The following is a 13,656-nucleotide window of genomic DNA, read 5'->3' as shown; positions in this document are numbered from 1 at the left end:
GCTCTCGCCCCTTTCGGCGCTTCCGGCGGCCTCCGCTCAGGTCCGCTCGAGCTCGCCGCCGGAACAGCCCGCCTCAGGAGGTCAGCGAGGCCGAGCGCTCTCCGGGCTGACCGATGGCAACCCGCTCTCCTCCCGGCCTCTGGGTCGCGACGAACACCCCGAGCCCGACCACGAGCGTGGCGGCGACCCCGAGCACCGGGAAGTACTCCATCCACGTCGCCTCGGCGCCGTCGGGTCGCGGCCAGGCGATGTTCGCGATGAGCGCGACCCCCCAGGCCACGGCCGCGGCGTTCAGCGCGAGACCGGCGCGGCCTAGGGAGAACACCCCGGCCGGCGCCCCGGCGAGGCCCGGCCACCGGCGCAGCCGGCGGAGGAGCATCCCCGCCGTCACGACCAGGTACGAGAGGTTCACGAGGAGCACGGCCGTCTCCGTGATGAGCACGAACAGCTGCGCCTCGCCGTAGTTCACGACGAGCATGCCGCTCGCGAGCGCGCCGACAACGATCGCCGGGGCGACGGGCGTCTTCGTGCGCGGCGACACGCGCGACAGCGCCGGCGCGCACGGCAGCGCGCCGTCCCGCGCCATCGAGAAGGTCAGGCGCGAGGCGCCGGTCTGGATCGCCAGCGTGCAGACGCACACGGCCAACGCCACGTCGACGAGGAAGACCTTGCCCAGCGCCGGGCCGAGCGCGCCGACGACCACGTAGGCGAGGCCCTCCGTGGCGAGGCGGCCGTCGGTCAGGCTCGGCGCGGCCATCAGCGCCGCGACGAGGAGCAGCGCGCCGCCAACCCCGGAGGCCACGACGGCCTTCAGGATCGCCCGCGGGACGATCCGCCGCGGGTTCTGGGTCTCCTCGGCCAGCGAGCCGGCCGAGTCGAAGCCGTACAGCACGTACGCCGGCATCAGCGCGGCCGCGAGCAGGCCCGCCACCCCCGTCCCCAGCGACGACGGCGGGCCGTAGATGGGCTCCAGCACCACCCCGGGGCCGCGCACCGCGCTCAGGAACAGCGCCACGAGCAGCAGCGCGACGCCGCCGAGCTCCGCCATCACGCCGACGTCGTTGACCCAGGCCATCACCTTGACCCCGGCCATGTTGATCGCCGTCGTGAGCACGATGAGCCCCGCGCCGAGCAGCACGGCGTTCGCGGCGCCGTCGCGCGACGTGAGCGACGGGTCGCCTCCAAGGAGCTGGAATCCGCTCCAAACGCTCGGCAAGATCGCTTGCAGCGCGATGGCCGCCGCGGCGACGCTCACGACGTCGCCGACGAGCTTCAGCCAGCCCGCCAGCCACCCCGGCGCGCCGCCCCAGACGCGGCGGCCCCACGGGTACACCGAGCCGGCGACCGGGTAACGCGAGCCCATCTCGGCGAGGTTGAGCGCGACGGCGAGCTGGCCGAGGAAGACGACCGGCCACGTCCAGAAGAACCGCGTCCCGCCGAAGGCGTACCCGATCACGAAGAGCTGGAAGACCGTCGTGAGGATCGAGACGTACGAGAAGCCCGCAGCGAAGGCGGACAGGCTTCCCAGGTCCCGCCGGAGCTCCTGGCGGTAGCCGAGGCGGGCGAGGTCCTCGGCGTCGCCGCGGTCCTCCGCGACGGGCGCCGGCGCGGGCGCGGCGGTCGAGATGGGGTCACGCATCGGCCGACACCCCCACGAGCGGCTGGCCCGCGCTGACCATCTGGCCCGGGCGGCAGCCGATCCAGCCGACCGCTCCGGCCACGTCGGCCACCACGGGGAACTCCATCTTCATCGCCTCGAGCACGGCCAGGCGCTGGCCCGCCTCGACGCGCTGCCCTTCGGCCACGTCGACCTTCCACACGCACGCGGTGAGCGGCGCCGTCACCGGCAGCACCCCGGCGGGGATGGCGTCGTCGGCGGCAGACGATGCGCCCTCGAGCCGGGCGCCCGCGCGGCGCACGCGGTCGAACTCGCCGTCCGCCTCCCAGCGGGCGCGCTCGGCGTCGAACGCCGCCCGCTGCCGCGCCTGCGCCGCGCGGATGGGCCCGGCGTTCTCGGCCAGGAAGCGGTGGTGCTCGCCCAGGTCGAACGTGGTCTCCTCGATGCGCACCTCGCCGCGCCCGGCCACCATGTCGGCGCGGAGCTCGAGCAGCTCCTCCGGCGACACGAGGTGGAAGCGGAGCTGGTCGAAGAAGCGCAGGAGCCAGGGCCGCTCGCGCGTGGTCTGCCGGAACGGCCGGTGGCGGCTCCAGACCGGCACCGTGCGGCCGAGGAACTGGTACCCGCCCGGCCCCTCCATGCCGTAGATGCACAGGTACGCGCCGCCGATGCCGACGGCGTTCTCGGGCGTCCAGGTGCGCGCCGGGTTGTACTTGGTGGTGACCATCCGGTGGCGCGGATCGAGCGGCGTCGCGACCGGCGCGCCGAGGTACACGTCGCCGAGGCCGAGCACGAGGTAGCTCGCCGCGAGGAAGAGCTCCCGGACCGCCGCGATGTCGGGCAGCCCGTTGACCCGGCGGATGAACTCCAGGTTGCTCGGGCACCAGGGCGCGTCGTCGCGGACCGCGCGCATGTAGCGCTCGATCGCCTCGCGCGTCGCCGGGTCGTCCCAGCTGAGGGGCATGTGGACGATGCGGCTCGGGATCCGGACCTCGGCCTGGGCGGGCAGGTCGGCCTCGACCTCGCGGAGCAGGTCGAGGGCCTTGGCCACGGTGAGGCGCGCGCCGTCGACGTGCACCTGGAGTGAGCGGATGCCGGGCGTCAGGTCGACGACGCCGGGGAGGCGGAGCTCCTCGAGCCGCGCCATGAGCAGGTGCGCGCGCACGCGCAGGTCGATGTCGAGCACCGGCGGGCCGAACTCGACGAGCACGTAGCGGTCGCCGCTCTGGCGGAAGACCACCGCGGGGCGGTCGTCGCGCGCCGGCACGCGGCCCAGCACGGGCTCGCCGCGCGGTCGCCGCGGCGCGGTCGGCGTCGCGGGCGCCTCCTTCGTGGCTCCGCCGCGCAGGGCCACGAGGGCGTCGCACCGCTGCGCCAGCGCGTCGGCCTCGGCGGGCACGATCGACCGGAACCGCACCTTGTCCCCGGCGCTCAGCTGGCCGAGCTTCCACCGTTCGGCCGCGGCGACGGTGAGCGGACACACGAACCCGCCCAGGCTCGGGCCGTCGGGGCCGAGGATGACAGGCATGTCGCCGGTGAGATCGACAGCGCCGATGCCGTAGGCGTTGTCGTGGAGGTTCGAGGGGTGCAGCCCGGCCTCGCCGCCGTCGGTGCGCGCCCATTTCGGCGCGGGCCCGACGAGGCGGACGCCGGTGCGGGCCGAGTGGTAGTGGACCTCCCACTCGGTCTCGTAGAATTGCTCGATCCCGTCGCGCGTGAGGAAGTCCGGCGCGCCGTGCGGGCCGTCGAGCACGGCGAGCTCCCAGGATCTGCCGATCTCCGGCCGGGCCTCGGGCGGCAGCGCGCCGGGGTCGAGGGAGGGGTCGACCTCCTCGCCGAGGCGCAGCACGTCGCCGGGGCGGAGCGGCCTGCCGGCGTGGCCGCCGAAGCCGCCGAGGGTGAACGTGGCGCGGCTGCCGAGGTGCGCCGGCACGTCGATGCCGCCGCGGATGAGCAGGTAGGCGCGCGCGCCCGGCCCCCGCACGGGCCCGCAGGCCACGGTGGCGCCAGGCGCGACCTCGACCGGCGTCCACGGCGCAACCTCGGTGCCGTTGACCAGCACGCGCATCGCGGCGCCCGCGGCGCAAACGACGGCGCGCCGGTGGAAGACCAGCGTGGGCCCGTGCACCTCGCACTCGAGCCCCGCGGCGCCACCCAGGTTGCCCACGACGCGGTTGCCGAGCCGGAACGACAGGTCGTCCATCGGCCCGCTCGGCGGGACGCCGACCGACCACAGGCCGAGGCGCCCGGGCCAGTCCTGCACGGTCACCGCGCCCGGCGAGGCGGTCACCTCGATCGTCGGCGGGCGGAACGGCAGCGACGCGAACGTGCCCGTGTGGTGCCGGACGCCGCGGAAATCGGGGTGATCGAGCGCGACCGCGACCCACTCGCGGTTGGTCTCGATCCCGCCGATCCGGGTCTCCTCGACGGCGGCGCGCAGCGCCGCGACGGCCGCGGCCCGGTCCGCGCTGTGCACGAGGAGCTTGGCGAGCAGCGGATCGTAGAGCGCGGAGACCTCGGTGCCGGTCTCGACCCATCCGTCGACGCGCACCCGCACGCCCCCTCCCTCGGGGGTGCGAACCTCGGTGAGCAGGCCCGCGCTCGGCAGGAAGCCCCGCGCCGGGTCCTCGGCGTAGAGGCGGGCCTCGATCGCGTGGCCGCGGAGCGCCGGGTCGCCGCCGGCGAAGAACGCGGTGTCGCCCGCGGCGATGCGCAGCATCCACTCCACGAGGTCGACGCCGGCGCAGAGCTCGGTCACGCCGTGCTCGACCTGGAGGCGCGTGTTGACCTCGAGGAAGTAGTGCTCGGCGCGGGCCGGATCGACGAGGAACTCGACCGTACCCACGTTGCGGTAGGCGACCTTCGCGGCGAGGGCGCGGGCCGACTCCGCGAGGGCGGAGCGCAGCCGCGGCGGCAGGTCGGGCGCGGGCGCCTCCTCGAGGACCTTCTGGTTGCGGCGCTGGACCGAGCAGTCGCGATCGCCGAGGACGAGCACGTTCCCGCGGCCATCGCCGGCGATCTGGACCTCGACGTGCCGGGGCGCGGCGAGGAAGCGCTCGAGGAACACCTCGCCCGAGCCGAAGTTCGAGCGGGCGAGGCGCTGGACCCGCTCGAACGCGGCCGGGAGCTCCGCCGGCCCGTCGCAGCGGGCCATGCCGATGCCGCCGCCCCCGGCGCTCGCCTTGAGCAGCACGGGGTAGCCGATGGCCGCGGCCTCGGCGGCGGCGTGGTCCGCGTCCCGGAGCACGCCGGTGCCCGGCAGGAGCGGCACGCCCGCCTCGACGGCGATCTCCCGTGCCCGGTGCTTGCTCCCGAAGGCCTCCATCTGGCCCGGCGTCGGGCCGATGAAGACGATGCCCGCGTCCTCGACGGCGCGCGCAAAGCCCTCGGATTCGCTGAGGAAACCGTAACCTGGGTGGATCGCGTCGGCGCCGGCGCTGCGGGCGGCGTCGAGCACGGCGTCGATGCGGAGGTAGCTCTCGGCGGGGGTCTGGCCGCCGAGGCGGACGGCGTGGTCGGCGAGCCGCACGTGGAGGGCGGCGCGGTCGGCGTCGGAGAACACGGCGACCGACGCGACGCCGAGGCGCTTGAGGGTGCGGAGGATCCGGCACGCGATCTCGCCGCGGTTGGCGACGAGGACGCGGCGGAAGGGCGGGGCCATGGCGCTCATGGCCGCACCACCACCGCGCGGATCGGGGTCGGGTTGAACGCGTTGCAGGGGTTGTTGATCTGCGGGCAGTTCGAGACGAGCAGCAGCAGGTCGAGCTCGGCCCGGAGATCGACGTGCTTGCCGGGCGCGGAGAGGCCGTCGACGATGCCGAGGGTGCCGTCGGCCTCGACGGGCACGTTCATGAACCAGTTGATGTTGCCGACGAGGTCGCGCTTCCCGAGGCCGTAGGGCGCGGCGGCGAGGAGGAAGTTCTCGACGCAGGCGTGCTGGTGCTTGGTGTGGTGGCCGTAGCGGACGGTGTTCGACTCGCACGAGCAGGCGCCGCCCGAGGTGTCGTGGCGGCCACAGCTGTCGTCGGTGACGGTCATCATCACGCGGCCGCGGTTGGAGCGGAGCCGCGCGCCGGTGGTGAGGAAGATGTTGCGCTGGGCGACGATCGTGTCTGCGGCGCTGTAGCGCTCGGCGGTGTCGGCGAGGACGTAGGCGAGGAAGTCGACGGCTTGGTTGCCCTCGAGGTCGATGACACGGACGATCTCGCCAGCGTGGACGATCCTGGCCCACGGCGCGCGGGCCGGGACGATCTCGTCGGAGACGAGGGCGCCGGACAGGCCGGCGAGGGCGGGGTCGCGCAGGGCGGCGACCGGCTTCCCGGGGGTGGCGGCGGGGCTCATCGCGCGCCTCCTGCCCGAAGGCCGAGCGCGAGCTCCTCGGCGGTGTTCTCGAAGGCGCGGCGCGCCTCGGGCGTGGCGTTGCGCACGGGGTCGTCGTCGGCGGCGGGGCGGCCGCGCCACGCGGTCAGGCGGACCTTGCCGGCGCGGTAGGTCGGGCGCGGGTCGAGGCGGTGCGGCACGACGGCGACGCTGACGAGGACGTCCTGCTCGGCGCGGAGCAGCACGTGGGCGCCCGGCCGGGAGGAGTCGGGCAGGAAGGTGATGGCGCCGTCGGCCTCGATGCGGACGCCCTTGAAGAGGTTGATGGCCGTGGGCAGATCCCGCTCGGCGAGGCCGTGCTTGGCGAGGGCGAGGAGGAGCCGCTCGCGGCCGGCGCGGAGGGCGCCGCCGTGGGCGTCGCTGCCATGGCGGGACTCGATCTCGGCAGGGAGCGAGGTGCCGCAGAAGGTGTCGTGGCGGCCCGCGGTGTCCTCGAGGAGGGAGGCGAGGACACGCCCCATGTCCGAGAGGAGCAGGTAGCCAGGGCCGGGATAGGCCTGCCACTGGAGCTTCACGGTGTCGGGGAGGCAGAGCCGCTCGATGGGGCGATCCGCGCGGTGGAGCACGAGGGCGACGCAGGTGTCGCCCTCGAGGTCGACGAGCCGGAGCCGGCTGCCGACGGGGAGCGTGCGCGCCGCGTAACCGCCGGCGCCGAGGGTCTCCTCCCAGAGGACGTCGCGCGCTTCGACGCCCGCCGGCGGATCGCCGATCGACGTGCTCGGCACGGTGGGTCGCGTCTCGACGACGCTGCCTTCCTGAGCGCGCGCGTGCTCGCGCGCGGCGTACGTTGTGGCCGTTTCAGACATTGCCCGCCTCACTTTCGATAGACAATCGAAACTACGGGCCGACTATCCGGGGCCAGGGTTTCCAGGCTGTTTCGCGAGGGTAAAATGCAGGGCGCGAGCGCTTTTTCCCGGAGGTGGTGAATTTTCTCGGTGGCGGTGTGGGTGGTGGATTGGGTGATGAAGAGCGGATGGCGCAGGGCGGCGAGCGCGGAGCCGATTGACGCGCGGGAGGGCGAGGCGGCATGAGGGCGCGACGGCGATCGCGCGGCTGCGTGATGGCCACCTCGGACGATGACGATGAAGACAGAGATGGCTCCTCCTCCGAAGACCGACGGCAGGCACAGCGCCGAGGGAAGGCAGCCGGCGGAAGGGGGGCAGAACGCCGGAGGCCAGCAGAAGGCCGAGGGGAGCCCGCGCCGCATGGGCCGGCCGCGCAAGGCGCCGCAGCGGAGCGATCTCGCGCCGCGGGAGCAGATTCTGCAGGTGGCGGGCCGGCTGTTCGCCGAGCGGGGGGTGGCCGAGGTGTCGATGCTGGAGGTCGCGCAGGCGGCGGGGCTCCGGCAGTCGTCGCTGTATTACTGGTTCCGGCGCAAGGAGCTGATCGTCGCGGAGATCCTGCAGCAGGTGAACCGGCTGCCGCTGTCGTACGCGCGGAGCCTCGAGGCGACCGGCGAGACGGCGGACGTGCAGCTATGGCGCTTCGTGCGCTTCGACGTGCAGACGGTGTGCGGGTTTCCGCTGGAGATCACGGAGATCCACCGGTTCAGCGAGCGGGATCCGGCGGCGTTCGCGACGTACTGGGCCGAGCGGCGCGCGCTGACCGAGGCCGTGGCCGCGATGGTGGGGCGCGGGATGGGGGAGGGGAGGTTCCGCGAGGTGGACGCCTACCTGTGCGCGCTGACGGTGCTGGCGCAGGACGAGAGCGTGCAGAACTGGTGCCGTCCCGAGGGAGGAGGGCGCGTGCATCCGCTCGCGGCCAGCGATCCCGCGGCGCTGGGCTACGGGCCGGAGCAGATCGCGGAGCTCGTGGCGGATCAGACGGTGGGCGGGCTGCTGGTGCGGCCGTCGAGGCTGGCGGCGCTCCGGAGGAAGGCAAGGGGAGCCGACCGAGGTTGAGGGGGGAGCCGACCGAGGCGATCCGACCCGACCCGGCGATCCGACCCAGGTTGAGCAGGGGACCCGACCGAGGTTGAGGGGACCCAGGCGACCGACCCGGGTTGACCCAGCGGACCCGACCCACGTTGAGCAGGCGACCCGACCCGGGTTGACCCAGCTGATCCCAGCTGATCCGACCCAGGTTGAGAGAGCGACCCGGAGCGACCCAACCCGGGTTGGCGACCCGACCCAGGTTGAGATTGCCCGACCCAGGTTGAGCGGAACCGTCGACCCGACCCAGGTTGGGGCCGCTGGGCGACCCGACCCAGGTTGAGGCGACCACCCAGTTGAGATTGCCCGACCCAGGTTGGGATCGCCGGATTGCCCACTCGACCCAGGTTGAGGCGACCCGACCCAGGTTGAGGGTAGTGGGGGAGGTACCTCAGTCTTGCTGGAACTCCCTCAGTTTCCGGGGTTCAAACTCCCTCACTTTGGGCATCGCGCACAAACCTCGGGTTTACACCGCGGGGACCCCCGCCTGGGGTCCCCATCGACGATTTGTCCGACATACGCCTACATCCGCTTGCCGCTGACCTCGACGTGACGCTCCCGCTGTGGGCTCCGGTGGTACACTGCTAGCATGTCTGTCATGGTCGATGAGATCCGGAAGATCATCCACGCCGAGTACGACAATCTCGTCGCTTTATTCGGGCTCCGCCCGCTCCCGCTCGACGTATACGTCGTCGATGACAGCGGGGCTGGAGGAACGAGCGCGTATGGGACCGACAGGCGCAACGCCACGCCGGGCTACACGCCTACCCACATTGTGCTCCCGCAGGAGCAAGGCGACCTCGACTACTGGAGGGCGGTCCAGCCACCGTTCCCTCCGACCTGCTGGGATCGCCATAGTGACGAATGGCCCGCTTGGCGCACTGATCTGTGGCACGAGGTTGCGCATCAGTATCAGCACCAGATCCTCAAGGACTGGAACGTGCAGGACGGCGACTGGGGCCATGCGAAGGGATGGCCTCAATCTCTAGCTGCCATGGCGAGTCGCTTCACAATCGGCTCCGACAAGCTTCTCGGCGTGCTCTAACAACCGGACCGACGGTGACCGAGAAGCACCGTCGGTCAGCGAGTGCCGTCTCCAGGATCGCAAACCGCATCCGTGCGGCGTCAGATCACGGAGACGCACGATCCCGCAGCCCGACAGAAACGCGAGGTTCCGGCCCTACCGTCGCCTGACCGAACCTCGCTGATTCCTCACGGCATTCTAAATGACACGCTCGTTGAGCCTGGTTAGCGGAAAGCGAAGGTCAATGCGAGCGACGCACCATCGAGATCAGAACGATGGCAAGCATCCGTAGTACATCATTGATGCTATAGAAAGCGACACGATCAGAATCATCACGCACCAGCGAGCGATCCTGAATAAAGTTTCGACATTCCTCGAAGCCATGAATTGCATGAGCGCCACGTTGAAGACACCGAACGCGGCGGCGCCAGCCCACAGGCTTCTCATATTCAGCAGGATCAAAAACGCGATGAGGCTCAGGACCAGAAGCGTGGGCATTAGCAGCGGAAACTGACTCAGGACATGCGAAAGCGGATTCGCATGTCTTGACAGTAGCGCGATGTCCTTACCGCCCGAAGTTGCCGCGTCCGGCTCCGGGCGTTCTAAGGGCGTGGTTCAAGTGGTCTGTCCAGCAGCAAGTGCTTGGCGAATCCCGCCGCAGCCGCTGCGGCATACTTGTGCCAGCCATCACCCTTACTCCGGCTCGCATCATCGCAGATAGCCCGGATATCCAGGTGACGCACCCGCTCGAAGCTCTGCCAGACGGCCCGGCTGAACCCGTAGCCCTCCATCTCGATGGCCATGGTCTTCCGGTGCCCGGACGCGATCTCGTCCCGCACCGCTGCATCGGCGATGACCTTCTCCCCCGAAGCGATGACCCCGTAGTGAAGCTTTGGTCGATCGTCGATTCCATCGGGGCGACTCTCGGCCACGCTGCCATCCCAATCAGGTACCGCACAGACGTTGCTCCAGAGGGTCGCATCTGCGGGGATGATCTTGGGTTCGGGCTTGGTTCCCTCAGGAGTAACCTTCCCCCGCTCGTAGTAGTAGACGTCACTTCCGGCAACGACATCACCAAGACGGACGTCCTTGTGGGCGGACGCGGCGATCCCGACCAGCAGAGCGGCGCCCGGCATCCAGTGATGAAGCGTGTCGGAGGCGAGGAGCGCAGCGTCCACGTTGGCCATGTCGGGAGCCTGGGACACCACAAGTTGGTAGAATTCGCCGTTCTTGAGCGGGAGACGGCCTCGCCAGTAGACCCTGGAGCCCTTCCTGACCCGATCGCTGTCGCCCAAGCGGAAGGCTGCACATACAGCCCGGCGCTCGACCTCGATGGCGGTCAGGATGGCGAAGTCGATAGGCATGTCAGGAATCCCAGTGGTTGCGGACCGCGATGGACTGGGATGTGCCAATCGCGATATCTCGACCCACTGCGCTGATTCCGCCAGGTAGACATACCTCTTCAAACGGGGACCGTAGGAATATCTTACACTTACGCCGCCGAGCGTTTCTTCCGCAGGGCCCGTCGACATGTATTCGCTCTGTTGCGCGTGCCCAAACTCAGCACGAAGATCCTCAATGGCCTTAGAGAAGGCACGGTCGTCCAAGGTATCCGGGAAGATAAATTCGACGCCGGATCTCCTCTCTTCCGCCAACGGTAGAAATATGCTGACGATGGGAAGACTGCTAGGGACCTTCGCGCCGTCGGATGCGACTATTTCGACTGGAACTGCCTTGGTTCGTGCGAAAAGATTCGCGAGCGTCTTCTTTAGGGCCCTTGCACCCTCAGCGCCCAGTTCGTGTAAAAAACCGTTAAGAACACTTGCACTGACGAACAGTGCCACAGCGGCAGGAATGGCCCATTCGGAGGCTGCGAATGGCCCTCCTTCACGCTTGATCACTTGGACGTCCGGCGTGAGCCCCAACAGCCCGATGTGCAGCTCGTCCACCGCATCTGCGGGTGCCCGAGCGGAATACTGTATAGCGATGCTGCTTTGGGGGTGCATAGTGAGCTGGGGCACACGATGAGCGAGGGGTGCCGCCGATGATGGTAGGCGCACCTACGCCCTGGTTTCAACCTTGACCGAACCATCCATATGTAAGCAGTATAACAATTTAGCTCCTGTTGCAGGCCGCGCCCGCGCCGTCACTCCGAGCTGGTTTGGGCTCGACTACTGCAAGGGCGTCACCGGCTCATTGGTTCAGTTTCCATATACAACTGAACGCACGTTCTCTTTTGGCGCGAACCAACCAGGAGTACGCGGAGTCGGTTCATCTCCAGGAGGTTCCGCGTGCCTGTCCTGTTGATTACCTACGATGTAGACGACGATCGAGTTGGTTCGGAGTTGCGGAAGACCATCAAAGAGGACTTGGGCGGTATTCTCGTGACTCAATCGGCCTATGCCATTTACACGACCAATAAAAGCGTAAAAGATGTGAGTGCCACCATCGGCAAAATCATCCCCAAAGGGAAGGGTAGACACTACGTGCTCACGCTGAATCCTCCTTTTGAGGGACGCGATGTCGATGAAAGTGCAGAACGTACGGTGACGCGCTGGATTGAAGAGCATTTATGGAGAGCGGAGTAGCTACTCAACCCCCGCCGAAGCGGCCATCTGCGTTCGTGTCGAGCGGTCTTCCACTCTCATATAGAATCCTCATCCATCCATTGTCCGTCCACGGGTAACCGGACTCATAGGCGGGATCCTTCATCCGATCCCTTGTCCTTTGAAGAGCACTGATTATCCAATCCACCATTGACGGATTTCCGAGTGGAAAGGAGAAAGTTACCCCGGTACCAAACGAGCGGAACGTCACATCCATCCGAAACTGGAACGACCCTCCACCCTGGGATTTTTCCTCGACGATTGCCAGGGTCATTCCACTATTGCTAATATGAAAATAGGCGCGTTCAAAGAACCTGTCAGATCTGGTGTCCATGGGTACATGGACACCGCTTGAGTATGTCCTCTATACGAGCCTGAGCCAACCACGTCCGCCCGGCAACTCCCGGGCCGGCCCCTCGGGCAGCCGCACCGCAAGCGGCTTCGGCGTCGGCTTCCCGCCCTCGGGTTCCTGAAGGATCACGTCCATAAATTCTTCAAGCGACCAGACGTGATCGGTGATGCCCGCCTGCATGGCCGGAGTCACTCGGAGTGTCTTTATAATATGACAGAAATTATAGTGAGTGTAGGCGAGTGCCACTGCTGCCTTGTGATTCTCTAGCTTTTTTGAAAACGCCAAGCAGAGTCGCCGAATCCGACCGATCTGATGACGCATGGTCAGATTTTGGCGCTCAACGTAAGCTGTACTCGCTCGATCTAAACTTGGCGCACCGGAGATCACTGTTTTCTTGATAAACGGATCTCTCGGCGGCTCATACCTATGGTCGTCGTCCCGGCGCCCCTGTCGCGTGTAATTTTTCTTACATTGGGCGTAGTCTATCGAGGCACCGAAATTGAAACCGATCGCACTAATGTATGGAGCAAATCCGTCAGATGTCATTGCGGGCATCACCACAAGACGTGAACGCAGGTCTTTGATGAACGCCTGGGTGCTCGCTTCGTCGCGCCGCCCGACGAGGAAGCTAATGACGAGGCGGCTATTTGTGTCAAGCGCCACAAACGTATAAGCCTCTCCGACTTCGGGCGGGTCGTTCTCAGTGACGCGAGCCTGCTTTTTCCGGACGAACGACCATATTTCATCAACTTGGATCGCACTAATATGTAAGTCGCGAACCACTCGATCATGAAGCCGTTGTGCACCTTCTCCTAGCCGAAGGGCGAGTGATCGGATCGTTTTCAAACTCGCGCCGGTCATTCTCTCAACGGCACGTTCGCTGTTCCCATCGACCAAGCCGGCGAGAACACGCAGTCGCTTTTCGGAAGGGAGCACGTTCGGCATCGGAATATGCTCCACTATAGTGGTTGGTTTTTATTCGATCCAGGTCCCCCCGGACGAGCTGGGACAAGAAATGTCTGCTCTGCCAGCAGGCCATCCTTGGGTACCAGCTGGAGCGCCAGGAGGACGAGGCTCCTCGGCTTAAATTTCAGTATGAGTGAAACGTGCACGGCGGTCCTCCACGGCGCCCCCGAGGGGCGGCTGGGACGCGCGCCGAGATCAGCCTTCGCCTGTGGCCGTGCAGGTGTAGTACTGCGCGTCCCAGTCGCGGGATGGGCGAGAGGGATCTCGTCGAGCGTCGCTAAGGACCCGGTGCCAAGGTGACGCGAGGGTCAGCCGTTACCGCGGCTGACCCTTTTGCGTTTGGGCATGCACGCTAGGTCTGGTCGTTGGGTTCGACCCAACGGATGGTGCCTTTAATCAATTGGCGGTGTGACGCAAGTAATTTCGAGGTACCCTCGCTGCCTCAACGAGTGGGATTTGTATTTGTGGCTACAAAAGAGGACGAGGAGTACGAGCAGTACCTGCGCCTGGTAGGGGAGAATGTAAGGAAGGCGCGATGGAAGGCCGGTCTCACCCAGGAGCAGGCTGCAAGCGGCGTCGTCGCCTTCCGCATTCTCGCCGAGATCGAACGGGGCGCCGCAAACCCGACCCTCCAGACTTTGTTCTCGCTGGGCCGGCGGCTTGGCGTCTCCGTGAAGGATCTCGTTGAGACGGGACATGAGGTACCCCTCGACGTGCCGCTCCGAGACGTGCAGACGGAACCTCCGAAGCGCGGCAGGAAGCCCAAAAAGTAGCTGCGG

The 13,656-nt window shown here is 67.9% G+C and carries 9 protein-coding genes and 1 pseudogene; 4 read left to right on the top strand and 6 right to left on the bottom strand.

Annotated features, from left to right (window positions below; genetic code table 11):
* Positions 1 to 73 precede the first annotated feature (73 nt).
* From WME97_RS26710 to WME97_RS26695, 4 genes are read right to left on the bottom strand one after another with little or no spacing between them, the layout of a single operon-like run.
* On the bottom strand, positions 74 to 1,639 hold the full coding sequence (locus tag WME97_RS26710) for an APC family permease (protein WP_437541274.1): 1,566 nt from the start codon (positions 1,637 to 1,639) through the stop codon (positions 74 to 76).
* Positions 1,632 to 5,288: an urea carboxylase gene (gene uca, locus WME97_RS26705; protein WP_437541272.1), complete on the bottom strand. Its 3,657-nt coding sequence runs from the start codon at positions 5,286 to 5,288 to the stop codon at positions 1,632 to 1,634. The genes WME97_RS26710 and uca overlap by 8 nt, the downstream gene beginning before the upstream one ends.
* Entirely contained in the window at positions 5,285 to 5,959 is a 675-nt protein-coding gene (locus WME97_RS26700) for an urea amidolyase associated protein UAAP2 (RefSeq protein WP_437541271.1), read from the bottom strand. The genes uca and WME97_RS26700 overlap by 4 nt, the downstream gene beginning before the upstream one ends.
* The gene (locus WME97_RS26695) at positions 5,956 to 6,804 is read right to left on the bottom strand and encodes an urea amidolyase associated protein UAAP1 (protein WP_437541269.1); all 849 of its coding nucleotides are present in this window, start codon (positions 6,802 to 6,804) and stop codon (positions 5,956 to 5,958) included. The genes WME97_RS26700 and WME97_RS26695 overlap by 4 nt, the downstream gene beginning before the upstream one ends.
* 276 nt (positions 6,805 to 7,080) lie before the next feature.
* On the opposite strand from WME97_RS26695, the gene WME97_RS26690 reads away from it, so the two are divergent.
* On the top strand, positions 7,081 to 7,899 hold the full coding sequence (locus WME97_RS26690; protein WP_437541267.1) for a TetR/AcrR family transcriptional regulator: 819 nt from the start codon (positions 7,081 to 7,083) through the stop codon (positions 7,897 to 7,899).
* Between the two features lie 619 nt (positions 7,900 to 8,518).
* The gene (locus WME97_RS26685; RefSeq protein ID WP_437541265.1) at positions 8,519 to 8,974 is read left to right on the top strand and encodes a hypothetical protein; all 456 of its coding nucleotides are present in this window, start codon (positions 8,519 to 8,521) and stop codon (positions 8,972 to 8,974) included.
* A 581-nt stretch (positions 8,975 to 9,555) separates the two neighbouring features.
* Here the strand turns inward: WME97_RS26685 and WME97_RS26680 are convergent.
* Positions 9,556 to 10,902, bottom strand: coding sequence for a phosphorylase family protein (locus WME97_RS26680; protein WP_437541263.1), 1,347 nt, complete (start codon positions 10,900 to 10,902; stop codon positions 9,556 to 9,558).
* A gap of 342 nt (positions 10,903 to 11,244) precedes the next feature.
* Here WME97_RS26680 and WME97_RS26675 point away from each other — a divergent pair, with 342 nt between their 5' ends.
* Positions 11,245 to 11,541 (top strand): hypothetical protein, encoded by a 297-nt coding sequence (locus WME97_RS26675; protein WP_437541261.1) that lies wholly within the window; start codon positions 11,245 to 11,247, stop codon positions 11,539 to 11,541.
* A gap of 385 nt (positions 11,542 to 11,926) precedes the next feature.
* Here WME97_RS26675 and WME97_RS26670 read toward each other — a convergent pair.
* Positions 11,927 to 12,856 (bottom strand): annotated as a pseudogene (locus WME97_RS26670) (IS1 family transposase); the annotation flags it as partial.
* 485 nt (positions 12,857 to 13,341) lie between these two features.
* On the opposite strand from WME97_RS26670, the gene WME97_RS26665 reads away from it, so the two are divergent.
* Complete coding sequence (locus WME97_RS26665; protein ID WP_437541259.1) at positions 13,342 to 13,650, top strand: helix-turn-helix domain-containing protein; 309 nt, start codon at positions 13,342 to 13,344, stop codon at positions 13,648 to 13,650.
* The last annotated feature ends 6 nt before the right edge of the window (positions 13,651 to 13,656 follow it).

This window comes from Sorangium sp. So ce367, from assembly GCF_051520455.1.
Taxonomy (GTDB): domain Bacteria; phylum Myxococcota_A; class Polyangia; order Polyangiales; family Polyangiaceae; genus Sorangium; species Sorangium cellulosum_B.
This window is presented reverse-complemented; position numbering and strand designations above follow the sequence as displayed.

Excerpts from the sequence above, each read along its gene's own strand:
- WME97_RS26710 (WP_437541274.1), bottom strand. The coding sequence starts at position 1,639 with ATGCGTGACCCCATCTCGACCGCCGCGCCCGCGCCGGCGCCCGTCGCG.
- uca (WP_437541272.1), bottom strand. The coding sequence starts at position 5,288 with ATGAGCGCCATGGCCCCGCCCTTCCGCCGCGTCCTCGTCGCCAACCGC.
- WME97_RS26700 (WP_437541271.1), bottom strand. The coding sequence starts at position 5,959 with ATGAGCCCCGCCGCCACCCCCGGGAAGCCGGTCGCCGCCCTGCGCGAC.
- WME97_RS26695 (WP_437541269.1), bottom strand. The coding sequence starts at position 6,804 with ATGTCTGAAACGGCCACAACGTACGCCGCGCGCGAGCACGCGCGCGCT.
- WME97_RS26690 (WP_437541267.1), top strand. The coding sequence starts at position 7,081 with ATGAAGACAGAGATGGCTCCTCCTCCGAAGACCGACGGCAGGCACAGC.
- WME97_RS26685 (WP_437541265.1), top strand. The coding sequence starts at position 8,519 with ATGTCTGTCATGGTCGATGAGATCCGGAAGATCATCCACGCCGAGTAC.